Source organism: Bradyrhizobium sp. SZCCHNPS1003 (assembly GCF_032381555.1).
Taxonomy (GTDB): domain Bacteria; phylum Pseudomonadota; class Alphaproteobacteria; order Rhizobiales; family Xanthobacteraceae; genus Bradyrhizobium.
Map to the genome: position 1 here is coordinate 113,772 of NZ_JAUHIU010000016.1, position 22,943 is coordinate 136,714.

The following is a 22,943-nucleotide window of genomic DNA, read 5'->3' on the forward strand; positions in this document are numbered from 1 at the left end:
GGGATCTCGCCGATTTTGGAATTCCTCTGCAGTTTCAAGGCTGAACAGATCACGCCGCCGACAGCCTCATGCGCCGGTATTCGGTCGGCGTCACCCCGGTCACCGCCTTGAAGGCGCGGTTGAAGGGCCCAAGCGACTGGAACCCGGCGTCCATCGCGATGGTGATCACGGGCACCTCGGCCTGGGCAGGATCGGCGAGCGCGGCCTTGGCCTCCTCGATGCGGTGGGCGTTGAGGAAGGTATTGAAGTTGCGGTAGCCGAGCTCGCCATTGATCAGCCGCCGCAGCCGGTATTCAGGAATGGAGAGCTTCGTCGCCAGCATGCCGATCGTGACGTTCTCCTGACGATAGACCCGCTCGTCCGCCATCAGCCGCATCAGCGAATCGACCAGCCTGCGGTCGGCGGCTTTCGGAGCCACCGCTTCGAGCGCCGCGGCCGGTGGCGCCTCCGGCGCGAGCACATCGCCGGCACCGACCTTGAGCAGCATCAGCGCAACGGCGCCGACCACGACCAAGAACATCGCCGCATTGACCACATTGGCGAGCTCCGACGGGCCGCTGCCGGCGGACGCCATCTGCAGCAGCGCATTGACACCACCGTAGGATAGCGCCGCGATCACGACGAAGGCGCGGATGCGCCGCCGCCCCTCGACGAGGTCCGCCGCCCAGGAGCGGATGGTCTGCGCCAAGGTCAGGCCAAGGAAGCCGAGAGCCAGCACATTATTGGCGACGATCACGAGCCGTGCATGTCCGGCAGGCCCCAGCACGAGACAGCTCAGCAGGCTGAAGCCGAACACCGCGAGCCAGATCAGGCCGTGCAGCCAACGCAACATAAAGCCGTCGTCGAACAGCGCGCGGCAGAACAGCCAGAGCACGACGATATCGGCGGTCGCCAGCGCAATCAGCGGCGCGGAAGCGAGCGATGGCGCAGCCGTGCCGCCGATGTTGAAGGTCGCGGCATGCGCGGCCGAGCCCAGCGCCAGCGCGATCGCGAGCCGGCCGCGCCATTGCCTGCCGAGATCGCGTCCCAGCGAGACGGCGAGCACGGCCAGCAGCGCGATGGCGGCGGCGCGAAGCGCGAGATCGAGGCTTTCGAGCGTCATCGTCATGGGTCCGTTGTCAGCGCCGGAACTCTAGGCCGGAGCTTCGCTTCGTTCAAATCGCGCAAGCACCGCGACCTCGTGCCCTGCCCTCGCCTTCGCGAAGCTGCTAAGCTCGCGCGACCACATTTCAGGAGCGTCCCATGAGCTGGCAGCCATCGATCGATCCCGAGTTCGGCGATCCCACCTCGTGCGATGCGCTGGAGCACGTCATCGTGCCGCGCACCCGCGATCTCGGCGACGGCTTTGCGGTGCGCCGCGCGCTGCCGCACGGCCAGCGGCAGATGGTCGGGCCGTTCATCTTCTTCGATCATTTCGGCCCGGTGCAGTTCATGTCCGGCAAGGGCATGGACGTGCGGCCGCATCCGCATATCGGCCTTGCCACCGTCACCTATCTGTTCGACGGCGCCATCATGCATCGCGACAGCGAGGGCAACGTGCGGGAGATCCAGCCCGGCGCGATGAACCTGATGACGGCGGGCCGCGGCATCGCGCATTCCGAGCGCACACCCGACCTGCAGCGGCAGAACGGGCAGAAGATGCTGGGCCTGCAGAGCTGGATCGCGCTGCCGGTCGAATCCGAAGAGATCGCGCCTAGCTTCCAGCATTATGCGGCCGACGCGCTGCCGACGGTCAGCGACACCGGCTTCTCCGCGCGCATCATCGCCGGCCGCGCGTTCGGCGCGGCCTCGCCGGTGACGATGGTCTCGCCCTGGTTCTATGTCGAGGTCACCGCGCAGGCCGGCACGGTCGTGCCGCTCGATCCCGACCACGAGGAGCGCGCGATCTATATCGTCGACGGCGAGGTCGAGATCGCGCGCGAACGCCACGAAGGACCGCGGCTGCTGGTCTTCCGCCCTGGGGACGCCATCAGCGTGCGCACGGTCAAGCCGACCCGGATGATGTTCCTCGGCGGCGACGCGCTGGAAGGGCCGCGCCACGTGTGGTGGAATTTCGTCTCCTCCAGCAAGGAGCGCATCGAGCAGGCCAAGCAGGACTGGAAAACCGGCCGCTTCGCCGCCGTTCCCCAGGAGCACGAGTTCATTCCGCTGCCGGAATAGGCTATTGAGAGCGCAACGCTCCCGTTTCGAAAGCCCCGCACGATGACCACGCTCCTCACCAGCAATCTGCCGCTCCCGAAAATCGGCCGCGGCAAGGTCCGCGACATCTATGCCGTCGGTGACGACCGCGTGCTGCTGCTCACCACCGACCGCATCTCCGCCTTCGACGTGGTGATGAACGAAACCATCCCGATGAAGGGCGCGGTGCTGACGCAGATCTCGGCCTACTGGTTCAATGCGCTCGAGGGCGTCGTGCATCACCACATGATCTCGGCCGACACCGACGAGATCATCGTCGAGGTGCCGACGCTGCAGCCGCATCGCGACGAGATCCTCGGGCGGGCGATGCTGTGCAAGCGCACCACCGTGTTTCCGATCGAATGCGTGATCCGCGGCTATCTCTCCGGCTCGGCCTGGAAGGAATACGCGGCGAGCGGCACGCTCGCCGGCGAGCCGTTGCCTGCGGGCCTGCTCGAAAGCCAGAAGCTGGAGCCCGCGATCTTCAGCCCGGCGACCAAGGCCGAAACCGGCCATGACGAGAACATCACGATCGCGCGGATGCGCGAGGTGGTCGGCGACGAGACGGCCTACACGCTGGAGAGCATGACGCGCGCGGTCTATACGCTCGGCGAGGCGCTCGCCCGCGAACAGGGCATCATCATCGCCGACACAAAATTCGAGTTCGGCCGCGACAAGGACGGCCACATCATCCTGATCGACGAGGTGATGACGCCCGACTCGTCGCGCTTCTGGGCGGTCGATGCCTATCAGCCGGGCCAGCCGCAGCCGAGCTTCGACAAGCAGCCGCTGCGCGACTATCTCGACGCGGAGCGCCGTGCCGGCCGCTGGAACGGCGACGCCCCGCCGCCGCCCTTGCCGCAGAGCGTGGTGGATGCGACCAGCCAGCGCTATCTCGAAGCGTTCCGTCGGGTGACGGGAAGCGAGCTGAAGATCTGAGGATCGCAGGTTCACGCCTCGACGTTCGCGCTTGGGTTTGAGCTATCTCGTAGGAGCTCATAACTAACAGAGTGCTTCGGGGACCCCCACCCCCGACCCCTCCCCGCAAGGGGGAGGGGCCAATCCGCGGCCGCGTTCTTCGCTGACACGAAACTTCTCCGCTCTTCTGCGAGTGAGTTTGGCGAGAGGCTCGCTCTCCTTCTCCCCTCCCCCTTGCGGGGAGGGGTCGGGGGTGGGGGACCACTCGACGAGACCATCATGATGCGCACAGACGCATCAACACATCCCGCGGCGCCATCGCGCCCGAGGTGATCGCATCAAGACCCTCGAAAATGCCGAGGGCGCAAGGAAGGCCGGGAGCTGGCTGCCCCCATGGCCCGCCTGCTCAAAAAAATGCAGGCGGCAGGTACCACAGGTTCAGCCGAGACATCCCGGCCCTCCCTGCGCGATGGGTTTAACCGCTGCTCCGTACTCTCCCCGGGGACCGGCTTGTTTGCCCCCGTCGCCCGCCACGACGCACGAACGTCATCGCGAGCTTGGCGCCAGCATCGGGGCGCCAGGACCATACGGCTTGACCGTCCGCGCGCTGCCGTTCGTCAGCGCAAGAGCGCCTGACAGGCACGCGGCCACCGCTCCCGCCTCTACGTATCGTGACGACGCGTACGTCCCCTCTGCATGAGGACGGGATGCGCGAATAGAAGCACGACTTCGGAAAAATAGCAACAACAAAATCCCGCAAGAGGAATTCGACGTCAAATTTTTCGATAGCTGACGCAAGACGTGTGCTCCTCGCCTCGATCGGCAGCGCCGAATGACGCCCTGACCAGGCTCGTTTTTGGCCGGAGTTTCTTCTGCTAGATCTCTTTGACGCGGAGCGGCACGACCATATCGGCCGAATGACCTCGTCCGGGCCAGTTTCCCCAGACCACTTCCGCGCGGAATGTCCGCCCGCGACAGTGCACGGTCAGAACCTCTCCGACGACCGGCGAGATACCTTCGCAATAATTTTCATCGCGACGGACCTCCTTCTCGGTAACGAGCTCTCCAGACTTGAGAAGTATCCGTCTGATCCAATAAGGCATCTGTGATTTTCGAGCTATCGAAGCCACGACGTCTGTTGTTCCCTGCGGTCCCCGAGGTGCCCGTCTAGTCCTCGAACCCGACGAACACCGTCGCTTCCTTCACCGACTTCCGCTCGGACACGACGGCATTGGCCGGGAAATCATGATCCGGCCAGCCGAGCGCGACGCTCTTCATGATGACCTGATCGTCGGCGATGCCGGCGTGCTCGCGGACCACCGGCGATTGCATGATGCCCTGGCTGTTGATGACGGCGCCGAGGCCGCGCGACCAGGCGGCGTTGACGAGCGCCGTGGTCACGGCGCCGCAATCGAACGGCGTGTCGTCGCTGCCGTCGAGCACGCGGTCATAGGTGACGATGATGCAGACCGGCGCATCGAACTGGCGGAAGCCGCGCAGCACCCAGTCCTGGCGCTTCTCCTTGTCGTCCCGCGCGATCCCCATCGCGGAGAACAATTGCTTGGCGACGCCGATCTGGCGCTCGCGGTGCGCGCCATCGAACGGCTGGCCGATGCGAAACTCGCGCGACTGCGGCACGCCGGCCACCATCCGCTCGGTGTTGCCGGCCCGGATGCGATCGAGCGGCTCGCCGGTGATGACGTAGAAATTCCACGGCTGGGTGTTCATCGACGACGGCGCGCGCATCGCCAGAGTAATGATTTCCTCGATCAGCGCCCGCGGCACCGGATCTGGCTTGTAGCCGCGGATGCTACGGCGGCCGAGGATGACGTCGTCGAACTGCATGTGCGTGGTAGTCCTATGATGACTGCTGTGCTGCCAGGAATATTCTCGGCTTTCCGGTTCCAGTGCAAGATTGACCAATCGGGCCGTCGAGGCCATTGCAAGTCCCGCAGACTCGACCCGGTCCCCAACTCATCCTCCTGCGTGTCGGGATTGCGGGTTCAAGGCCTGCGGCCTTGCCCCGGAATGACGGGAGGCTTGGCCACAGAACTATCCCTTCAGTATCGTCAGAACCACGCGCGCGAGATCGGCGGGACTTTCCACGAGCCGGTCCGCGCCGGCCGTCTCGAGTTCGTCGCGACTGCCATAGCCCCAGAGCACACCCAGGCTGCGCATCCTGACAGCGTGGGCGCCAGCAATGTCATGGCGGCGGTCGCCGACCATGATCCCGTGGGACGGCGCGATATTCCGCTCAGTGAGAATATGCGTGAGCAGCTCCGGCTTGTGGTCCAGCATGCCTGACGGCACCGAGCCGTGGATGGCGTCGAACAGCGACGCAAGATCGAGATGCTCGAGGATGCGGCGCGCAAACACCTCCCGTTTGGATGTCGCGAGATAGAGCCGCAAGCCCGCGCCATGCATCTCGTGCAGCGCGTCGCGAATGCCGGGATAGAGTTCGCTGCCGAACAGCCCGCTCTCGCCGTAATGCTGGCGATAGGCGGTCACCGCTTCGTCGACCCGGTTGTCGTCATAGGCCAGCAGCAGCGTCCGCAACATGTCCTGCAGCGGCGGCCCGATGACACTGCGGATATCGAGCGTCTCGTCCGGCGCATGCCCGAGCGCGCGCAACGCGGCCAGGGTGCTCGCGGCGATGCCGGGCTGGGAGTCGATGAGGGTGCCGTCGAGGTCGAGCAGGACAGAGTGAACCGAAGACATGTCCAATCATAGCGGCGGGCGTGAGAGGCGTAAACGCCCGCTCCGTCCTGCGCACACGCACGGCGTTCGAGAGCGTGCTACGGGACCTCAAATCCCGGCGCGCGAACCTGCCGCTGCGGTCTCGCGCGCCGCACGGCCGGCCTAAGCCTTTGCGCTCGGACGGCTCGACACCTCGCCGTACCATCGCTTGAGATGGCGGAGATGATCCGGCGGGTCGAGCTTGGCGCGGGCCGCGAAATCGACCGTCACCATGGCGCTGATGTCGGCAATGGTGAAGTCCGGCCCGCAGACGAAGGCGTGATCGGCCAGCCGCGCGTCGAGCCAGGCGAAGTAGTGCGCGACGCGCAGACGCCCCCGCTCGGCGAGCGCCGGGATCTGCTCGAGCGGCAGCGGGCCGGGCAGTGCGCGGCTCTCCAGCCCCGGCGCACTGTTTCGGAACGCTTCCTGAATGGCATAGATGCCGTCCCACTCGATCCGCCGGACCCAGCATTCGATCACGGCGCGCTCCTCCGCATTGCGTCCCATCAGAGCCGGCTCGGGATGCAGCTCCTCGACGTAGCGGCAGATCGCGATGATGTCGGTGATCGCAGCGCCGCTGTCGAGCTTCAAGACCGGCACCGTGCATTGCGGGTTCAGCGCGCGAAATTCCGGCCGAAACTGCTCCCCGGCGCGCAGGTCGAGCTGAACGGTGGGAATCGTGAGGCCCTTCTCCGCAAGGAAGATGCGCACGCGGCGCGGGCTTGGCGCGGTGGCGGAATCATACAGCCTCATGAGCGTCCTCTCTGCGTGATTTGGCTGGAAGCAGCGGGATGGTGCCGCTACTCGGCGCCGAAGATCTCGTCCTGATCCATGCGCACCGCACGCAAGGCGCGGGTCCGGCGCCACTCGTCCAGCTGCACCCATGTGGCGTAGGTGATCAGCAGTGAGCGGCGGCGCGCGCCGCTGCGGTTGCGCGTCGCACCGTGCAGCATGTTGACGTCGAACAGCAGGATGTCGCCGGCCTCGCCCGCCGTGACGAACGCCGAGGACGCGGCCTGCGCATCGTCCGTGTCGGGGCGATGCGAGCCTGGCGCCACTTGCGTGGCACCATTGTCGGGGCCGAAGGAATCGAGAAAGGCCAGCGCGGAGACGGAATCGGTGCGCCGGCGCTCGACGCTGTCGCGATGCAGCGGCTGCGCGCCGCCATCGGCACACGGCTCGCGCCCTTCGACCTGGCCGAGGAAGAACGGCGCCTTCAGGACATGATGCACGGCGGCAAGCATCACCGGCAGGCGGCAGACCTGTTGCACCGTCGCATCGAGATCGACCATGGCGTGCCGCCAGTCGCGGCCGCGCGGCACCGGCCATTGCTCCGAGGGCAGCGTGCCGGACTCGAACGCATCGCGCAGTGGCGCGATCCAGTCCGCCGGGATCGCACCGCGCAGCAGCAGATAGCCGTCCTCCTCCAGCCGATGCGCATCGGCTTCAGAAAGCCGGCCGACGCCGGTGCGCGCGGGTGCCGCGGTCATGGTTGAGCTCGCAATCTCGAGGTCAGTGGCAACATTCGGCATGGTCGATGATCAGACGGCTCTCGGCAAGCGGCTGTCCTGGATGGGCACGGCGCGTGGCGGCGCGCGCTTGCGTTCATCCGGATACGGCCGTGACATGACGGCGCGACGGCTGAGCCTGAAGGAGATCCCGCACTGAGGCGATAGGTCGCGCGCGGCGCATCGGCCCGGCAAGGCGCCCTTAATCACCCGTTAACCTCATCGACCTACGTCTTCTTGCAACAGACGGCAACGATCAGAAACATAGAGAAGAGAGCGTTCAGACTTTTCGGAAGAGCACATGGCGATCGTCCAAAGCACCAGCCAGATCTCTCCCGCGATGGAGCGGGTCTATCACCAGAGCAACCTGCTCGGCGAATGGAAAGGCAGCTGGACCGCCAGTGGCCAGGCGGTGAGCTTCAAGGTCGTCAACATTCGCGGCGCCGCGGCGACGGTGGAATACACCCACAATGGACGGACCGAGCGCGGCATCGGCCAGGTCAACGGCTCGACCATCGACTTCGGGTCCGTCACGCTCGGCACCAAGAACGGCAAGAACGCGGTGCTGCTGTTCTCGGCCGGCGGCGGCAAGGCCACGGCGATGCTGGAAAAGCAGGCGCCTCCCGCCGAACAGAGCAACCTGACCGGGAGCTGGGCCGGCTATTCCGGCGAGAACGGCATGAGCGCGAGCTTTCGCGTGCTCTCCGTCAACGGCAAGGAGGCGCAGGTCAGCGTCACCGCCAATGGCGTGACGCGCCAGGGCACCGGCATCGTCTACAAGAACGTCATCATGTTCGGCCAGACGCAGATCTCGACCGACGACGGCAAGACCGGCAAGGTCATCTACCAGGTCGGCAACAAGTCCTACATGGTGCCGGTGGACAAGCTGCCGAAGACGGCCTGAGCGCAGGCGTCCAAAGTTCACACCCCCGCCATCATCACATACTTGATCTCGAGATATTCCTCGATGCCGTGGTGCGAGCCTTCGCGTCCGAGGCCGCTCTCCTTGACGCCGCCGAACGGCGCCACCTCTGTCGTGATCAGGCCGGTGTTGACGCCGACCATGCCGGACTCCAGCGCCTCCGCGACCCGCCAGACCCGGCCGAGATCGCGGGCGTAGAAGTACGACGCCAAACCAAATGGCGAGGCGTTGCACATCGCGATGACGTCGGCCTCGTCCTTGAACCGGATCACCGGCGCGAGCGGGCCGAACGTCTCCTCCTGCGCGACCAGGGCATCGGCCTTCACGTCCGAGAGCACGGTCGGCTCGAAGAAGGTGCGGCCGAGCGCATGGCGTTTGCCGCCAGTAACGATCCTGGCACCGCCCTTGGCCGCATCGGCGATGTGGCGCTCGACCTTCTCGACCGCTTCCTCGTTGATCAGCGGGCCCTGCGTCACGCCGGCCTCGGTGCCGTCGCCGATCTTCATCGCCGCGACCTTGGCGGCGAGCCTCTCGACGAACTGGTCGTAGATGCCGTCCTGCGCATAGAGGCGGTTGGCGCAGACGCAGGTCTGACCCATGTTGCGGTATTTCGAGACGATGGCGCCTTCGACCGCCGCATCGATATCGGCATCGTCGAACACCACGAACGGCGCGTTGCCGCCGAGCTCGAGACCGAGCTTCTTCACCGTGCCGGCGGACTGGCGATACAGGATCTTGCCGACCTCGGTCGAGCCGGTGAAGCCGACGAAGCGCACGGACGGATGCTCGCACAGCACCTTGCCGATCGCAGGTGCATCGCCGGTGATGATGTTGAGCGCGCCCTTCGGCAAGCCGGCGCGTTCGGCCAGCACGGCGAGCGCCAGCGCTGACAGCGGTGTCTCGTTGGCCGGCTTCAGCACCACGGTGCAGCCGGCGGCGAGCGCGGGAGACACCTTGCGGGTGATCATCGAGTTCGGGAAATTCCACGGCGTGATGGCGCCGCAGACGCCGATCGGCTGCTTCAACGCCAACAGGCGCGCATCCGGCTTCTGGGTCGGGATGGTCTCGCCATAGACGCGGCGCGCCTCCTCGGCGAAGAACTCGATATAGGCGGCGCCGATATCGACCTCACCGAGCGCCTCCGTCAGCGGCTTGCCCTGCTCGGAGGTGAGGATCAGCGCGAGGTCCTCGCGGTTGGCCGTGATCAGCTCGAACCATTTGCGCAAGGTATTGGAGCGCTGCTTGGCGGTCAGCCGGGCCCAGGCCGGGAACGCGCGTGCCGCAGCCTCGACGGCTTGCGTGGTCTCCGCCGCACCGAGCTGCGCGACCTTGGCGAGCTCGGCGCCGGTGGCTGGGTTGACGACGGGGAACACCGGCGAGCCGACCCAGGCACCATCGATGTAGCACTGCTCGCGCAGCAGCGACGGATCCTTCAGGCGGTCACGCAGGCTCGGGGCGGCAGTGGAGGCGCGAGCGGCGGCGGGCGGTGTCATCGGGTTCCTCCTCGAAAGCGAGCGATCTTTCCCCCGAATATAGCCACGCGCCGGCCGAGGCGCACGGCTCGTGCCCCTCCTCAACGGTACATTCGATCCGACGATCCGTGCCTGTACGGCACCAAATGCTGAATGACGAGGAGTCGACCAGGATCAGGCCGCGCCGCTCAAATAAGTCTCGCGGCGGCCGATCATGCGCTCCGCCGCCGCCTTGGCGTCGGCCTTGGTCGAGGTCGCGCAGGTGCGATATTCGAGATCGGGCAAGGAGGCGGGATCGCGGCGCCCGAACCACGATTTGTGGCCGACGGGCAAGAGCGCCAGCGCCTGCGCCACATTGTCGACCGCTCCGAACGAATACAGCGCACCGGTCGCAGCGATGCGCACCTCATAGATGCCGGGCGTGATCGGTGCCTCGATATTGTCACCGCGCCCCGGGCGGGGATACCGCTTCCACTCGCTCCACGTCGAAATCATATCGCCCCCAACGGCGGACATTGCCGCCAAAAACACGTCATCGGCTCGAAAAAGCCGATCCTTCAACCCTTTAATGCAAAAATGGTTGCAACTCACAACAGTCGCAAGCCCATGGTGGGAACATGGCCCCCATGTGTCGGCCCCGCGGCTGGGGGGAACTAATCATGATTCTGGCGAAAAATTGAAGCGCTGTGGCCTTGCCGCGGCGCTGTTGTCCCCGCCTGCTTCGTCCGCGCCGCATCATCACGAGATCGCGACCGGCCGTTCGACCGACTGTCCTTGCTGGCCGGGCCGGCCCGAGGAACAATCGCCTACCGTCATCAAGAACGGAACGGAGGAGACCATGCAGAACAAGACCGACATCGACGGCGTGCTGCGGCAGAAGGCGGAGGCGGGAGAGATTCCCGGCGTCGTCGCCGTCGCCGCTGACAGCAACGACATCATCTATGAAGGCGCCTTCGGCAAGCGCGACCTCGGCCGCGACGATCCGATGACCGCCGACAGCGTGTTCTGGATCGCCTCGATGACCAAGGCCATCACCTGCGCGGCCGGGATGCAGCTGGTCGAGCAGGGCCGGCTGTCGCTGGATGCCCCGATCGGCGCGGTGCTGCCCGACCTCGCCGCGCCCAAGGTGCTCGACGGTTTCGACGCCAATGGCGAGCCGATCCTGCGGCCGGCCAAGACCGCGATCACGCTGCGCCATCTGATGACCCACACCGCCGGCTTCTGCTACGACATGTGGAACGGCGACATGGCCACCTATGTGCAGAAGGCCGGCACGCCCGGCATCATCACCTGCAAGAACGACGCTCTCAAATTGCCGCTCGCCTCCGATCCCGGCACGCGCTGGGAATACGGCATCAACATCGATTTCGTCGGCAAGGCGATCGAGGCGGTCAGCGGCTCGAGCCTCGACGCCTATCTGCGCGACCATCTGTTCGCGCCGCTCGGCATGGACGATACCGGCTTCAAGCTCGGCCCGTCGCAGCGCGCCCGCCTGGTCGGCATGCATGCGCGCGGCGAGGACGGCACCCTGGCGCCGATCCCGTTCGAGCTCGAGCAGGAGCCGGAATTCCACATGGGCGGCGGCGGGCTCTACGGCACGGCCGGCGACTACGTCCGCTTCACCCGGATGATCCTCAACAACGGCCGCGGCAGCGGCAACCAGGTGCTCAAGCCTGAGACGATCGCGGCGATGCGCGACAACCATATCGGCGAGCTGGAGATGACGAAGATGGCCGCGGCGGTGCCCGGCGTGACCAACGACGTCGATCTCTATCCCGACATCGTCAAGAAATGGGGCTTGAGCTTCATGATCACGACGGCGCAGACGCCGGAAGGCCGCAGTGCCGGCAGCCTCGCCTGGGCCGGCCTCGCCAACACCTACTACTGGATCGATCCGGCGCGCGACGTCACCGGCGTGATCCTGATGCAGCTCCTGCCGTTCGCAGACCGGCTGTGCCTGGAGACGTTTGCAGGCTTCGAGCGCGGGGTCTATGCTGGACTCGATGCCGCGGGCGGACAGAAGGCGGCGTGAGCAGACTGCCAACTGACCGGAGTGAGCTCGTAATGAGTTAGTTGGCGTCATGCCCGGGCTTGGCCCGAGCATCCACGTCTTCGGTCCCGCAGCTCAATAAAACGTGGATGGCCGGGTCAAGCCCGGCCATGACGGTGGAGAGAGTTGTGTCTCCGGTGAAAAATAACGCGTGACCACAGCTTCGACCTACACCTTCAGTCCGTTCTGGGCCGCCAATTCCTTCAGCGACACCTGGGGCCTTGCGCCGATGTGCTGGATCACCTCGGCGGCGGCGAGGCCGCCGAGGCGGCCGGCCATCTCGTAGCCGGTCTTGCGCACCAGCCCGAACAGGAAGCCGGCGGCGAACAGATCGCCCGCGCCGGTGGTATCGACCAAGCTCTCGATCGGATGCGCCGGCACCGAGATCACGCCGTCGTTCGACACCACGACGCAGCCCTTTTCGCTGCGGGTGACGATGCCGAGCGTGGCGTCCTCACGCAGCTGCTTCAGGGCGCCGTCGAAATCCGAGGTCTGGTACAGCGAATGCAGCTCGGCCTCGTTGGCGAAGACGAGATCGACGGTGCCGCCGCGCATCAGGTCGAGAAACTCCTCGCGATAGCGATCGACGCAGAACGAATCCGACAAGGTCAGCGCGACCTCGCGTCCGGCGTCATGCGCGATCGCCGCCGCCTTCACGAACGCATCCTTGGCGTCCTTCGGGTCCCACAGATAACCTTCGAGATAGATGAAGCGCGCCGCCGCAATCTGCGCGGGATCGATGTCCGCGGCGGTGAGATTTTGCGCGGCGCCGAGATAGGTGTTCATGGTGCGCTCGCCGTCCGGCGTCACCAGGATGTAGCAGCAGCCGGTCGCCGGGCCGTCGGCAGCGGGCACGGTATCGAAGGTCACGCCAGCGGCGCGGATATCATGCCGGTACATCCGGCCGATCTGGTCGTCCTTGACCTTGCCCACGTAAGCGGCACGCGCGCCCAGGCTGGCGAGGCCAGCGATGGTGTTGGCCCCCGAACCGCCGGACATCTCGGTGGCCGGACCCATATCGGCATAGATCGCGGCCGCGCGGGCCTCGTCGATCAGCGCCATGCTGCCCTTGGTCATGCCGTGCCGGGCGAGAAAGGCTTCATCGGCATGCACCAGCACGTCGAAGATCGCGTTGCCGATCCCGAGAACATCGTATTTCGCGTCAGTCATCCACTGGCCCCGTTTACGGCGTTTTGCAAACGCTGCGGCCTATCACAAGCAGCGCTGCTATAGAAGCCTGATGATCCGCTCATTCGTGACTGTGTTGTCAGGAACACTGGCCTCGCGCCTGCTCGGCTTCATCCGGGATGCGCTGATGGCCGCGCTGCTCGGCGCCGGTCCGGTCGCGGACGCATTTCTCGCGGCGTTTCAGCTCGTCAACGTCATCAGGCGATTGCTGACGGAGGGCGCGCTCAATGCAGCTTTGGTGCCGGCCTGGCTGCGAATATACCAGCACGGTGGCACAATGCAGGCGGCAGCCTTTGCCGGGCGCGTGCTCGGCACGGTCAGCGCCGGCCTGCTCGCGGCAACGCTCGTGCTGGCGCTGCTGATGCCGTTCGCGATGACGGTGCTCGCACCAGGCTTCGCCGGTGAAGAGACGCTCACCCTGGCCGTCAATGATGCCAGGCTGATGCTGCCTTATCTCGCCTTCGCCGGTCCCGCGACCGTGCTGCTCGCACTCTCCAGTGCACGAGGCCGCTTCGCGCTGGCCGCGTTTGCGCCGCTGCTCTTCAACGTCGCGCTGATCGTCGTGACCATCGTGCTGCTGATGCAACATCCGGATCCTGCGAGCGCCGCGCTGCTGCTCGCCGCTACGATCGGCGTCGCTGGGCTGCTGCAGCTCGCCGTCCTCGCGCGGCGAGGCCGCGATGGCCCCCTCGCCTCGCCGGTGCGCGTCACCTTCCATGCGGAAATGCGCGGCTTCTTCGCCAAAGCGCTGCCCGGCATGGTCGCCAGCGCCGGCCCGCAACTGATCGCGGTCGGCGGCGCGATCATCGCCTCCGCCTCGCCTTCCGCGGTCTCGTGGCTGTATTTCGCCAACCGCCTCATCGAGCTACCACTCGGGCTCGTCGGCGTTGCCATGGGCACGGTGCTGGTGCCGGAGCTGACGCGCGCGCTGCACGAGGGCAACAAGCAGGCGCTGGCGGAAGTGCAATCGCGCGGCCTCGAACTGACGATCGGGCTCGCGCTGCCTGCGGCGCTCGGACTGATGATCCTGAACGAGCCGATCATTCGTTTGCTGTTCGAACATGGCGCGTTCAGCTCGGACGATGCCGCCGCGACGGCGCAGGTGCTCACATGGCTCGCGGCGGCATTGCCGGCGCAAGTACTGACCAAGGCGCTGCAGCCTGCCTTCTTCGCGCGCGAGGACACGCAGACGCCGCTGCGCGCGACGCTGATCGGATGCGGTGTCGCGATCGCGCTGGCGTTCCTGCTCGCACAATTGTTTGCGGCAAGTGGCATCGCGGCAGGGCTCGCGCTCGGTGCCTGGGCCAATGCGGCGGTCCTGATCCGGCGTGGCGCCGCGAGCTTCGGCTTCGCGCTTCCTCCCGCCTCGCGGCGCCGGCTGCCGCGCATCACCCTGGCCACCGCGATCATGGGCACCGTCCTCTGGACCGTCGCCGGACGCTTCGCCGGCACGTGGAGCAGCAGCCATCTCGGCGCGGCCGTGCTGCTCGCCGCCCTGATCAGCGGCGCCATCATCCTCTACGGAGTGCTTCTATTGTCCCTCGGCGCCGTAAGCTGGCGCGAAACCGTCCGGGCGATCCGGCAAAAGCCCGCCGGCGACTTGCACCTTTGAGGCGCTCGTGCCAAACGACCCTCAAAATCATCATCCGGAACAGTGACCATGGCTTTCGTGGAACGGGTTTTCTCGGGCGTCCAGCCGACCGGCAACCTGCATCTCGGCAACTACCTCGGCGCGATCGTCAACTTCGTGAAGATGCAGGAGACGCACAACTGCATCTATTGCGTCGTCGACATGCACGCGATCACCATGCCGATCGATGTCTGGGGCGGCCCGGCCGAGCTGGCGCGCAACACCCGCGAGGTCACCGCGGCGTTCATCGCCGCCGGCATCGATCCGAAGAAGCACATCGTGTTCAACCAGAGCCAGGTCTCCGGGCATGCCGAGCTCGCCTGGATCTTCAACTGCGTCGCGCGCATCGGCTGGCTGAACCGCATGACGCAGTTCAAGGAGAAGGCCGGCAAGGATCGCGAGAACGCATCGGTCGGCCTCTACGACTATCCGGTGCTGATGGCCGCCGACATCCTGCTCTACCGCGCCACCCATGTTCCGGTCGGCGAGGACCAGAAGCAGCATCTCGAGCTCTCGCGCGACATCGCGCAGAAGTTCAACAATGACTACGGCGACTCGATCCGCAGCCACGGCTTCGGCGACGGCCTGTTCTTCCCGCTTCCGGAACCCTTCATCACCGGTCCCGCGACGCGCGTGATGTCGCTGCGCGATGGTACCAAGAAGATGTCGAAGTCCGATGCCTCGGACTATTCGCGCATCAACCTGACCGACGATGCCGATACGATCGCGCAGAAGGTCCGCAAGGCCAAGACCGATCCGGAGCCGCTGCCGACCGAGGAAAAGGGGCTGGACGCACGTCCCGAGGCCGACAACCTCGTCGGCATCTACGCCGCACTGTCGGACCGCAGCAAGGCCGACGTGCTCAGGGATTTCGGCGGCGGCCAGTTCTCCAGCTTCAAGAACGCGCTGGTCGAGCTGTGCGTCACCAAGCTCGGGCCGATCGCCGCCGAGATGAAGCGCCTGACCGCCGATCCCGGCTACGTCGAGTCCGTCCTGGTCGACGGCGCCGACCGCGCCCAGGCCATCGCCGCCGAGACCATGAAGACGGCCAAGGACATCGTCGGCTTCATCCGCAAGCCCTGAGCAGCACGGCCCGCGCTCCGGAGTCGGCCTTGCGGCCGTAGCCAGGATGAGCGAACCGACATCCGGGCTACTAGGAGCCGCACCACTGGTGTCATTGCGGGCGCGATGGAACCCGCAGCCCTCTCCCCAACGGAGGCGGGCTGTGGCAGCATCGCGGCCGGATCGACTTGCAGCAGCAGGCGGGAACGCGATGGCGGCGCAGCGGCAGAGCTACCAGACCGGCCATGCGCCGAAATGCCTGGTCGTAGTCGACGACAGCGAGGAATGGGACCGCGCGGTCCGCTATGCCGGCCGCTGGGCGGTCCGTTCCGGCGGCCGTATCGTCATGCTGCACGTCATCGAGACGGAGGACCAGAACCAGCAATGGCTGGGGGTCGCCGATCTGATGCGGGCCGAGGCGCAGGAGCAGGCGCATGCCGAGCTCGACCAGGCCGCGGCGCTGCTGTCGGCGATCGGCGTGACCGCGCCGGAACGGGTGATCCGCGAGGGTGAGCCGACGGCGCAGATCCTGGAGACGATCGAGCACGACAGCGACATCGCGCTGCTGGTGCTCGCCGCCCATTCCGGCCCCGAGGGCCCCGGCCCGCTGGTCACCCATGTCACCAAGACGAGCGGTGCCTTCCCGATCCCGCTGGTGATCGTGCCGGGCGATCTCGGTGACGCCGATCTCGACGCTCTTTCATAGGCTTAGATCGGAAACGCCGGCCATGCCCCCTTGATCGTGCGCGCGTTCGCGCCATCTGCTATGAGGAGACCACAGGCCGGCCTTGAACCGGCGCTGCCGGAGAAAACCATGTTCATCCAGACCGAAGCCACCCCCAATCCCGCCACCTTGAAGTTCATCCCGGGCCGCGTCGTGCTGCCTGCTGGCACGATGGAGTTCGGCAGCCGCGACGCCGCCGCGCGCTCCCCGCTGGCCGAGCGCCTGTTCGCCGTCGACGGCGTCACCGGCGTGTTCTACGGCGCCGATTTCATCACCGTCACCAAGAGCGACGGTGAGTGGCAACACCTCAAGCCGGCGATCCTCGGCGCGATCATGGAGCACTACATGTCGGGAGCGCCGCTGCTCGCCGATGGCAGCGCCGCCAATGACGAATCCGCCGACGAGGACGACGAGTTCTACGACGAGGCCGACACCGAGACGGTCGGCATGATCAAGGACCTGATCGAGAGCCGCGTCCGCCCGGCCGTAGCCAATGACGGCGGCGACATCACCTTCCGCGGCTTCAAGGACGGCATCGTCTATCTCAACATGAAGGGCGCCTGCTCCGGCTGCCCGTCATCGACCGCGACCCTGCAGCACGGCATCCAGAACCTGCTGAAGCACTTCGTGCCCGAGGTGGTCGAAGTCCGGCCGATGTAGCAAGCCAATGGCGAATGGGGTTGGCGAATAGACCTGCGCGCCAATCGCCATCTGCCTCTGCTCACGCTGCGTTGCCGACGGTGGCGGCCACGGCCGCCGCCCGCCGAATGCTCCACGATACCTCGCCGGTTACCGCGCTCTGCGCGCCATGCCGTCGGTGCCGATCCTGAGCACGGGCTTGCGAGCGATTGATCGCCTCGACCTGGACCGTCGGGCATGGCCTTTGCGACCGGATGGCGCGGCGGCCTGAACGTCGAACGGGACGATCATTCCAATAGCCCGGAAAGATTTGCTTAAATGAGCGCCAATTCAGTAGTTTGCGTTCTCGGTCGTGCGTGTTGATGCGTTTTTCCCGATCAGGATGTAAGAAAGCGGCAACCGACTTTCTCAAAGCCCCAAAAAGGTATTCGGCGCTCCCTTCAATGCGAATCTGACCGGATGTTGATCCTCGCCATCGATACTGCCCTCGACCATTGCGCGGCTGCCGTTCTGGACACTGATTCGGCCGCGATGCGCGCCGAGGAAACGCTGCCGATGAAGCGCGGCCACGCCGAGGCGCTGATGCCGCTGATCGCGCGCGTGATGCGCCAGTCGGGCGTCGGCTTCCACGAGCTAGACCGCATCGCGGTAACGACGGGTCCTGGTAGTTTCACCGGACTGCGCGTCGGCCTCTCCGCCGCGCGCGGCATTGCATTGGCGGCGCACAAGCCGGTCGTCGGCGTCACCACGCTCTCGGCCTACGCCGCACCCATCGTCAGCGAAGACCGTACCAACCCGGTGATCTCGGCGATCGATGCCCGGCACGACCATGTCTACTACCAAGTCGTGAGCGGCAGCGGCGAAGAGCTGGTCGCGCCTCAGGTCGCTGCGATCGACGACGTCTTGGCGGTCGCGCGGCTCGGCGCCCCGCACCTCGTCGGCAACGCCGCAGCGCTGCTGGCCGAACGGTGGCCTCCGGAAGCCGCCGCGCCAGTTGCGGTCGACTCGCAAAACGGACCCGACATATCCTGGGTTGCCTGGCTCGGCGCGGCCGCGGACCCGGCGCACGCGCCGGCGCGGCCGTTCTATCTGCGCGCGCCCGACGTCAAGCCGCCTGCCGGCGCGGCGCGCGCGCCGGCGCAGACGGCCGTCTCGTCATGAACATGTTCTTCCGCTGGCTCGGCAGCCCCAAACCGTTGATCGAAGCGGCCGCGCCGCGCGACGCCGCCAGGCTCGCCCAGATCCACGCCGCCTCGTTTCACCGCGGCTGGGGCGAAGGCGAGTTCGAGGCCATGCTGGCCGAGCGCAACACCATGATCCATCGGCTGCGGCTCGGGCGGAAACTCGTCGGCCTCATCGTCTCGCGAATCGGCGCGGACGAAGCGGAAATATTGTCGGTTGCACTTGACCCAAATCAGCGCGGCCGCGGATTTTCTCGTGATCTGTTGCTGCAGCATCTCGGGCACCTCGCGGGGCGCCGGGTCCGGACGGTGTTTCTCGAAGTGGAGGAAAACAACCAGCCGGCCCGCCGACTCTATGAACGCGCCGGATTTGCGACCGTGGGCCGTCGGGAACGCTATTACCTTCAGCCCGGCGGGGAACAGTTGAATGCGCTTCTGATGCGCCGGGACTTGTCGTAACCTGCGCTTGGTGGCAGAAAGCGCATCCTTGAGGCGAGACACGATGACCTCCTTGAAAACCACGCCAGCGCTCAATTCCACCGGAATCGAGGCCCGCTGTGCCGCCACCGGCATGCGCATGACCGAGCAGCGCCGCGTCATTGCCCGCGTGCTCGCGGAAGCCTGCGACCATCCCGACGTCGAGGAGTTGTACCGGCGCTGCGTCGCCGTCGACGACAAGATCTCGATCTCCACGGTCTATCGCACCGTGAAGCTGTTCGAGGATGCCGGCATCATCGAGCGCCACGATTTCCGCGAGGGCCGCGCCCGCTACGAGCAGATGCGCGACAGCCATCATGATCATCTGATCAATCTGCGCGACGGCAAGGTGATCGAGTTCACCTCCGAGGAAATCGAGAAGCTGCAGGCCGAGATCGCCCGCAAGCTCGGCTACAAGCTGGTCGACCACCGGCTTGAGCTGTATTGCGTGCCCCTCGACGAAGAGACGAATGGCTGACGCAGCGCCGGCTTCCAGCTTCGATCTCGTCATTTTCGATTGCGATGGCGTGCTGGTCGACAGCGAGGTGATCTCCTGTCAGACCCACGCCGACGTGCTCAGCCTGTGCGGCTATCCGATCACGACCGAGCAGGTGTTCGCGCGGTTCCTGGGCCGCTCCCTGAAACAGGCGAAGCTCGAGGTCGAGGCCGAGCTCGGCCACAGCCTGCCCGACGATTTCAACCCGAAACTGCAGGACCGCCTGTTCCGCGCCTTCGAGCAGGACCTCGCGGCGATCGACGGGATCACGGAGGCGCTCGACACCATTGACGTGCCGGTCTGCGTCGCCTCCTCCGGATCGCACCAACGCATGCGCGTCAGCCTTGGCGCCACCCGGCTCTACGATCGCCTCGCCCCGCACATCTTCTCGTCCTCCCAGGTCGAGAACGGCAAGCCCGCGCCCGATCTGTTCCTGTTCGCCGCAGCGCAGATGAGGGCGCGTCCCGGGGCCTGCGTGGTGGTCGAGGATAGCTTGGCCGGCATCCGGGGCGGTGTCGCCGCCGGCATGACGGTGCTCGGGTTCCATGGCGGCAGCCACTGCCGGCCTGGGCACGCCGACAATCTGCGCGCGGCCGGCGCCACCCTGGTTTTCGACGACATGCGGCAGCTGCCGGCGATTCTGGGCCGGCTGTCCGAGAAAAAGCCCGCGGTCGCTGGATTTTCGGCCCCCTAGCCTATATTTGAGCGCGGCGTCGCATTGGCGCGCCTCCGACTGCATGCAAGGGTTCATGACGCCGCCGCGCAAGCTGCACATCAAGTCCTATGGCTGCCAGATGAATGTCTACGATGCCCAGCGCATGGTGGACACGCTGGGCTCCGAGGGCTTCGTCGAGACCGCTGAGGCCGGCGACGCCGATCTCGTGATCCTCAACACCTGCCACATCCGCGAGAAGGCCTCCGAGAAGGTCTATTCGGAGCTCGGGCGGCTGCGGGTCGCGAAGGAGGACGCCGCAAGGGCCGGCCGGACGATGCAGATCGCCGTAGCCGGCTGCGTGGCTCAGGCGGAAGGCGAGGAGATCATCGCCCGCGCCCCCACCGTCGACGTCGTGGTCGGCCCACAGAGCTACCACCATCTGCCGCAGCTCCTGGCCCAGGCCCGCCGCGGCGAGCGCGCCATCGAGACCGAATTCCCGGCCCAGGACAAGTTCGGCTTCCTGGCGAAGCCCAGCCGCGAGGCGATCCGCGCCCGCGGCGTCTCGGCCTTCGTCACCGTGCAGGAGGGCTGCGACAAGTTCTGCACCTTCTGCGTGGTGCCGTATACACGCGGCAGCGAGATGTCGCGCGCAGTGGCGCGCATTGTCGACGACGTGACGCAGCTCGCCGAGAACGGCGTTCGCGAGATCACCCTGATCGGCCAGAACGTCAACGCCTATCACGGCGAAGGCCCTGACGGCCGGCCCTGGACGCTGGGGCGGCTGCTCTACAGGATCGCCGAGATTCCGGGCGTGGCGCGGCTTCGCTACTCGACCAGCCATCCCAACGACGTCGACGACAGCCTGATCGCGGCGCATCGCGATCTCGGAGCGGTGATGCCGTTCGTGCATCTTCCGGTTCAGTCGGGATCCGACCGAATCCTGAATGCCATGAACCGCAAACACACTGCGTCCGATTACCGGGATGTCGTCGACCGTTTTCGCGCCGCCCGTCACGACATTGCATTCTCTTCGGATTTCATCGTCGGGTTCCCGGGCGAGACCGAGGAAGATTTTCGCGCCACCCTCGCGCTGATCGATCAAATCGGATACGCTGCAGCCTATTCATTCAAGTATTCGCCGCGTCCGGGAACTCCGGCAGCGGACATGCAGGAGATGGTGTCAGCGACCGAGATGGACGAGCGATTGGAGCGCCTCCAGAGCTTGATCGACAGCCAGCAAGCAGCCTTCAACAAGGCCGCGATCGGCCAGGTTGTCGACGTGCTGTTTGAGCGCGCGGCGCGCAAGCCCGGACAGCTGGTCGGACGGACCGCGTATCTGCAGCCGGCCCACGTCATGGCCTCCGACGACATCATCGGTCAGGTTCTGCCGGTGCGGATCGACAGCCTCGAACGCTACAGCCTGCTCGGCGAGCTCATCACGGCCGCGCCGGCAGCGATCTCCCCCACGCCCCTTGTATCCATCGGAGGCTGAGCACTTGCCCAAGAGCGCATCGGATTCGTCTTCCCTCGCTCCCAGCCGCAAGTTCGATCGCGACATGTCCATGCCTCCCGAGACCCAGGTCGTCATCGATTTCGACGACAACCGCGCCGCTTCCGCCCTGGTCGGCCCCTACGGCCAGAATCTGGCCCTGGTCGAGCGAAGGCTCGGCGTCGTCGTCGATTCCCGCGGCAACCACATCACCATCGGCGGCAGCCGCGACGGCTGCGATGCCGCGCGGCGCGTGCTCGAATCGCTCTATGCGCAGGCCGTCAAGGGCCAGGATCTGGCGCAGGGCGACGTCGAGGGCGCGATCCGCGCCGTGGTGGCGCAAGGCTCGCTGTTCGAGTTCGACGCCAAGAACGCCAAGAACGCGTTCGAGAGCATCAACCTGCGCAAGCGCCCGGTGCGCGCCCGCACCGCCGCGCAGGATTCCTACATCCGCGCGCTGAAGCGCCACGAGCTCGTGTTCGGCATCGGCCCGGCCGGCACCGGCAAGACCTGGCTTGCGGTCGCGCATGCGGCGCAGCTGTTCGAGCGTAAGGAAGTCGACCGCATCATCCTCTCGCGCCCGGCGGTCGAAGCTGGCGAGCGGCTCGGCTTCCTGCCTGGTGACCTCCGCGAGAAGGTCGATCCCTATCTGCGTCCGATCTACGACGCGCTGTACGATCTGATGGATGCGCGCATCGTCGAACGCGCGCTGCAGGCCGGCGAGATCGAGATCGCGCCGCTCGCCTTCATGCGCGGGCGCACCTTGACCAATGCCGCGATCATTCTCGACGAGGCGCAGAACACGACGTCGATGCAGATGAAGATGTTCCTCACGCGTCTGGGCGAGAACAGCCGCATGATCATCACCGGCGATCCGTCCCAGATCGATCTGCCGAACGGCCAGACGTCGGGCCTTGCCGAGGCCGCGCGGCTGCTCGACGGCGTCGAAGGGATCGCACAGGTCAGGTTCACCGGCGAGGACGTCATTCGCCACGAATTGGTGGCGCGTATCGTCGCCGCCTATGAGAGCCCAAAGGCGCGCTGACCCCCGGAGCAAGCTCGCCGATCGGCGCATGATCCGAGCGCCATCCGCACAGAACGACCAGGATGCCACAAAGTCCCATTCCAACCACCGAGGTGATCGTCGCAGCCGACTGCTGGCAGGACCAGCCCGACGCCGAGGAGGTCATACATCGCGCCATCGTCGCCGCCGCTGAGACGGTCGACGCGGACGTCGGAGACGCCGAGATCGCGGTGATGCTGACGGACGACGACGGCATCCGCACCCTGAACAGCAATTGGCGCGGCATCGACAAGCCGACCAACGTGCTGTCGTTTCCGGCGCTGCAGCCGACCGGGCCGCGCGGCGAGGACGACGCACCGCGCATGCTCGGCGACATCGCCATCGCCTACGAGACGATGCGGCGCGAGGCCGACGAGGAGCAGAAGCCGTTCGCGCACCATTTGAGCCATCTGACCGTACACGGATTCCTGCATCTCGTCGGCTACGATCACGAGACCGATGACGAGGCCGAGGAGATGGAAGCGCTCGAGCGCGAGATCCTCGCCCATCTCGGCATCCCCGATCCCTATGCCGACCGGGAGCGGACGAATTGAT

At 66.2% G+C, this 22,943-nt stretch carries 24 protein-coding genes; 16 read left to right on the forward strand and 8 right to left on the reverse strand.

The window, feature by feature from the left end; translation table 11 throughout:
* Positions 1 to 49: 49 nt before the first annotated feature.
* Entirely contained in the window at positions 50 to 1,102 is a 1,053-nt protein-coding gene (locus tag QX126_RS25135; protein ID WP_315784374.1) for a helix-turn-helix domain-containing protein, read from the reverse strand.
* A gap of 140 nt (positions 1,103 to 1,242) precedes the next feature.
* Here QX126_RS25135 and QX126_RS25140 point away from each other — a divergent pair, with 140 nt between their 5' ends.
* Together QX126_RS25140 and QX126_RS25145 are read left to right on the forward strand one after the other, a co-directional pair.
* Positions 1,243 to 2,160: a pirin family protein gene (locus QX126_RS25140; RefSeq protein ID WP_315784376.1), complete on the forward strand. Its 918-nt coding sequence runs from the start codon at positions 1,243 to 1,245 to the stop codon at positions 2,158 to 2,160.
* 42 nt (positions 2,161 to 2,202) lie between these two features.
* The gene (locus QX126_RS25145) at positions 2,203 to 3,117 is read left to right on the forward strand and encodes a phosphoribosylaminoimidazolesuccinocarboxamide synthase (RefSeq protein WP_315784379.1); all 915 of its coding nucleotides are present in this window, start codon (positions 2,203 to 2,205) and stop codon (positions 3,115 to 3,117) included.
* Between the two features lie 1,146 nt (positions 3,118 to 4,263).
* Here QX126_RS25145 and QX126_RS25150 read toward each other — a convergent pair.
* The 4 genes from QX126_RS25150 to QX126_RS25165 all read right to left on the reverse strand — a co-directional run bounded on the left by QX126_RS25150 (position 4,264) and on the right by QX126_RS25165 (position 7,322).
* On the reverse strand, positions 4,264 to 4,941 hold the full coding sequence (locus tag QX126_RS25150; protein WP_315784381.1) for a nitroreductase: 678 nt from the start codon (positions 4,939 to 4,941) through the stop codon (positions 4,264 to 4,266).
* A gap of 207 nt (positions 4,942 to 5,148) precedes the next feature.
* Positions 5,149 to 5,814 carry an HAD hydrolase-like protein gene (locus QX126_RS25155; protein WP_315784382.1) on the reverse strand — a complete coding sequence of 222 codons (666 nt, stop codon included), beginning with the start codon at positions 5,812 to 5,814 and terminating at the stop codon, positions 5,149 to 5,151.
* A 141-nt stretch (positions 5,815 to 5,955) separates the two neighbouring features.
* Positions 5,956 to 6,585, reverse strand: a complete 630-nt coding sequence (locus QX126_RS25160; RefSeq protein ID WP_315784383.1) for a glutathione S-transferase — start codon at positions 6,583 to 6,585, stop codon at positions 5,956 to 5,958.
* Positions 6,586 to 6,632: 47 nt separating this feature from the next.
* Positions 6,633 to 7,322 carry a phytanoyl-CoA dioxygenase family protein gene (locus QX126_RS25165; protein ID WP_315775800.1) on the reverse strand — a complete coding sequence of 230 codons (690 nt, stop codon included), beginning with the start codon at positions 7,320 to 7,322 and terminating at the stop codon, positions 6,633 to 6,635.
* Here QX126_RS25165 and QX126_RS25170 point away from each other — a divergent pair.
* Positions 7,321 to 7,500, forward strand: a complete 180-nt coding sequence (locus tag QX126_RS25170; protein WP_315784385.1) for a hypothetical protein — start codon at positions 7,321 to 7,323, stop codon at positions 7,498 to 7,500. The two genes, QX126_RS25165 and QX126_RS25170, sit on opposite strands and share 2 nt — an antisense overlap.
* Positions 7,501 to 7,641: 141 nt before the next feature.
* On the forward strand, positions 7,642 to 8,244 hold the full coding sequence (locus QX126_RS25175; protein ID WP_315735555.1) for a hypothetical protein: 603 nt from the start codon (positions 7,642 to 7,644) through the stop codon (positions 8,242 to 8,244).
* A 17-nt stretch (positions 8,245 to 8,261) separates the two neighbouring features.
* Here the strand turns inward: QX126_RS25175 and QX126_RS25180 are convergent, their stop codons facing one another.
* Both QX126_RS25180 and QX126_RS25185 read right to left on the reverse strand, forming a co-directional pair.
* The gene (locus QX126_RS25180; RefSeq protein ID WP_315784387.1) at positions 8,262 to 9,755 is read right to left on the reverse strand and encodes an NAD-dependent succinate-semialdehyde dehydrogenase; all 1,494 of its coding nucleotides are present in this window, start codon (positions 9,753 to 9,755) and stop codon (positions 8,262 to 8,264) included.
* A 153-nt stretch (positions 9,756 to 9,908) separates the two neighbouring features.
* Complete coding sequence (locus QX126_RS25185; RefSeq protein ID WP_315758115.1) at positions 9,909 to 10,229, reverse strand: hypothetical protein; 321 nt, start codon at positions 10,227 to 10,229, stop codon at positions 9,909 to 9,911.
* Positions 10,230 to 10,572: 343 nt separating this feature from the next.
* Between QX126_RS25185 and QX126_RS25190 the strand changes: the two genes are divergently transcribed.
* Positions 10,573 to 11,766 carry a serine hydrolase domain-containing protein gene (locus QX126_RS25190; protein WP_315784389.1) on the forward strand — a complete coding sequence of 398 codons (1,194 nt, stop codon included), beginning with the start codon at positions 10,573 to 10,575 and terminating at the stop codon, positions 11,764 to 11,766.
* A gap of 186 nt (positions 11,767 to 11,952) precedes the next feature.
* Here QX126_RS25190 and QX126_RS25195 read toward each other — a convergent pair whose 3' ends face one another.
* A complete protein-coding gene (locus QX126_RS25195; RefSeq protein WP_315784391.1) occupies positions 11,953 to 12,954 on the reverse strand; it encodes an adenosine kinase in 1,002 nt (333 codons plus the stop codon).
* Positions 12,955 to 13,024: 70 nt separating this feature from the next.
* On the opposite strand from QX126_RS25195, the gene murJ reads away from it, so the two are divergent.
* The 11 genes from murJ to ybeY all read left to right on the forward strand — a co-directional run bounded on the left by murJ (position 13,025) and on the right by ybeY (position 22,942).
* Entirely contained in the window at positions 13,025 to 14,584 is a 1,560-nt protein-coding gene (murJ, locus tag QX126_RS25200) for a murein biosynthesis integral membrane protein MurJ (RefSeq protein ID WP_315784393.1), read from the forward strand.
* A 48-nt stretch (positions 14,585 to 14,632) separates the two neighbouring features.
* The gene (gene trpS / locus QX126_RS25205) at positions 14,633 to 15,685 is read left to right on the forward strand and encodes a tryptophan--tRNA ligase (RefSeq protein ID WP_015663202.1); all 1,053 of its coding nucleotides are present in this window, start codon (positions 14,633 to 14,635) and stop codon (positions 15,683 to 15,685) included.
* A gap of 190 nt (positions 15,686 to 15,875) precedes the next feature.
* The gene (locus QX126_RS25210) at positions 15,876 to 16,370 is read left to right on the forward strand and encodes a universal stress protein (RefSeq protein WP_315716941.1); all 495 of its coding nucleotides are present in this window, start codon (positions 15,876 to 15,878) and stop codon (positions 16,368 to 16,370) included.
* Positions 16,371 to 16,478: 108 nt separating this feature from the next.
* A complete protein-coding gene (locus QX126_RS25215) occupies positions 16,479 to 17,048 on the forward strand; it encodes a NifU family protein (RefSeq protein ID WP_315784395.1) in 570 nt (189 codons plus the stop codon).
* Positions 17,049 to 17,486: 438 nt separating this feature from the next.
* Entirely contained in the window at positions 17,487 to 18,188 is a 702-nt protein-coding gene (gene tsaB, locus QX126_RS25220) for a tRNA (adenosine(37)-N6)-threonylcarbamoyltransferase complex dimerization subunit type 1 TsaB (protein WP_315784397.1), read from the forward strand.
* Positions 18,185 to 18,667: a ribosomal protein S18-alanine N-acetyltransferase gene (gene rimI / locus QX126_RS25225; RefSeq protein WP_315784399.1), complete on the forward strand. Its 483-nt coding sequence runs from the start codon at positions 18,185 to 18,187 to the stop codon at positions 18,665 to 18,667. The genes tsaB and rimI overlap by 4 nt, the downstream gene beginning before the upstream one ends.
* 43 nt (positions 18,668 to 18,710) lie before the next feature.
* Positions 18,711 to 19,163, forward strand: coding sequence for a Fur family transcriptional regulator (locus tag QX126_RS25230; protein ID WP_315716937.1), 453 nt, complete (start codon positions 18,711 to 18,713; stop codon positions 19,161 to 19,163).
* On the forward strand, positions 19,156 to 19,875 hold the full coding sequence (locus tag QX126_RS25235; protein ID WP_315775809.1) for an HAD family hydrolase: 720 nt from the start codon (positions 19,156 to 19,158) through the stop codon (positions 19,873 to 19,875). The genes QX126_RS25230 and QX126_RS25235 overlap by 8 nt, the downstream gene beginning before the upstream one ends.
* A 55-nt stretch (positions 19,876 to 19,930) precedes the next feature.
* Positions 19,931 to 21,328 carry a tRNA (N6-isopentenyl adenosine(37)-C2)-methylthiotransferase MiaB gene (miaB, locus tag QX126_RS25240; RefSeq protein ID WP_315775810.1) on the forward strand — a complete coding sequence of 466 codons (1,398 nt, stop codon included), beginning with the start codon at positions 19,931 to 19,933 and terminating at the stop codon, positions 21,326 to 21,328.
* A gap of 64 nt (positions 21,329 to 21,392) precedes the next feature.
* A complete protein-coding gene (locus tag QX126_RS25245) occupies positions 21,393 to 22,370 on the forward strand; it encodes a PhoH family protein (protein ID WP_315735578.1) in 978 nt (325 codons plus the stop codon).
* Between the two features lie 62 nt (positions 22,371 to 22,432).
* Positions 22,433 to 22,942 (forward strand): rRNA maturation RNase YbeY, encoded by a 510-nt coding sequence (gene ybeY / locus QX126_RS25250; protein ID WP_315735580.1) that lies wholly within the window; start codon positions 22,433 to 22,435, stop codon positions 22,940 to 22,942.
* Position 22,943 lies beyond the last annotated feature (1 nt).

Excerpts from the sequence above, each read along its gene's own strand:
- QX126_RS25135 (WP_315784374.1), bottom strand. The coding sequence starts at position 1,102 with ATGACGCTCGAAAGCCTCGATCTCGCGCTTCGCGCCGCCGCCATCGCG.
- QX126_RS25140 (WP_315784376.1), top strand. The coding sequence starts at position 1,243 with ATGAGCTGGCAGCCATCGATCGATCCCGAGTTCGGCGATCCCACCTCG.
- QX126_RS25145 (WP_315784379.1), top strand. The coding sequence starts at position 2,203 with ATGACCACGCTCCTCACCAGCAATCTGCCGCTCCCGAAAATCGGCCGC.
- QX126_RS25150 (WP_315784381.1), bottom strand. The coding sequence starts at position 4,941 with ATGCAGTTCGACGACGTCATCCTCGGCCGCCGTAGCATCCGCGGCTAC.
- QX126_RS25155 (WP_315784382.1), bottom strand. The coding sequence starts at position 5,814 with ATGTCTTCGGTTCACTCTGTCCTGCTCGACCTCGACGGCACCCTCATC.
- QX126_RS25160 (WP_315784383.1), bottom strand. The coding sequence starts at position 6,585 with ATGAGGCTGTATGATTCCGCCACCGCGCCAAGCCCGCGCCGCGTGCGC.
- QX126_RS25170 (WP_315784385.1), top strand. The coding sequence starts at position 7,321 with ATGGTTGAGCTCGCAATCTCGAGGTCAGTGGCAACATTCGGCATGGTC.
- QX126_RS25165 (WP_315775800.1), bottom strand. The coding sequence starts at position 7,322 with ATGACCGCGGCACCCGCGCGCACCGGCGTCGGCCGGCTTTCTGAAGCC.
- QX126_RS25175 (WP_315735555.1), top strand. The coding sequence starts at position 7,642 with ATGGCGATCGTCCAAAGCACCAGCCAGATCTCTCCCGCGATGGAGCGG.
- QX126_RS25180 (WP_315784387.1), bottom strand. The coding sequence starts at position 9,755 with ATGACACCGCCCGCCGCCGCTCGCGCCTCCACTGCCGCCCCGAGCCTG.
- QX126_RS25185 (WP_315758115.1), bottom strand. The coding sequence starts at position 10,229 with ATGATTTCGACGTGGAGCGAGTGGAAGCGGTATCCCCGCCCGGGGCGC.
- QX126_RS25190 (WP_315784389.1), top strand. The coding sequence starts at position 10,573 with ATGCAGAACAAGACCGACATCGACGGCGTGCTGCGGCAGAAGGCGGAG.
- QX126_RS25195 (WP_315784391.1), bottom strand. The coding sequence starts at position 12,954 with ATGACTGACGCGAAATACGATGTTCTCGGGATCGGCAACGCGATCTTC.
- murJ (WP_315784393.1), top strand. The coding sequence starts at position 13,025 with ATGATCCGCTCATTCGTGACTGTGTTGTCAGGAACACTGGCCTCGCGC.
- trpS (WP_015663202.1), top strand. The coding sequence starts at position 14,633 with ATGGCTTTCGTGGAACGGGTTTTCTCGGGCGTCCAGCCGACCGGCAAC.
- QX126_RS25210 (WP_315716941.1), top strand. The coding sequence starts at position 15,876 with ATGGCGGCGCAGCGGCAGAGCTACCAGACCGGCCATGCGCCGAAATGC.
- QX126_RS25215 (WP_315784395.1), top strand. The coding sequence starts at position 16,479 with ATGTTCATCCAGACCGAAGCCACCCCCAATCCCGCCACCTTGAAGTTC.
- tsaB (WP_315784397.1), top strand. The coding sequence starts at position 17,487 with ATGTTGATCCTCGCCATCGATACTGCCCTCGACCATTGCGCGGCTGCC.
- rimI (WP_315784399.1), top strand. The coding sequence starts at position 18,185 with ATGAACATGTTCTTCCGCTGGCTCGGCAGCCCCAAACCGTTGATCGAA.
- QX126_RS25230 (WP_315716937.1), top strand. The coding sequence starts at position 18,711 with ATGACCTCCTTGAAAACCACGCCAGCGCTCAATTCCACCGGAATCGAG.
- QX126_RS25235 (WP_315775809.1), top strand. The coding sequence starts at position 19,156 with ATGGCTGACGCAGCGCCGGCTTCCAGCTTCGATCTCGTCATTTTCGAT.
- miaB (WP_315775810.1), top strand. The coding sequence starts at position 19,931 with ATGACGCCGCCGCGCAAGCTGCACATCAAGTCCTATGGCTGCCAGATG.
- QX126_RS25245 (WP_315735578.1), top strand. The coding sequence starts at position 21,393 with ATGTCCATGCCTCCCGAGACCCAGGTCGTCATCGATTTCGACGACAAC.
- ybeY (WP_315735580.1), top strand. The coding sequence starts at position 22,433 with ATGCCACAAAGTCCCATTCCAACCACCGAGGTGATCGTCGCAGCCGAC.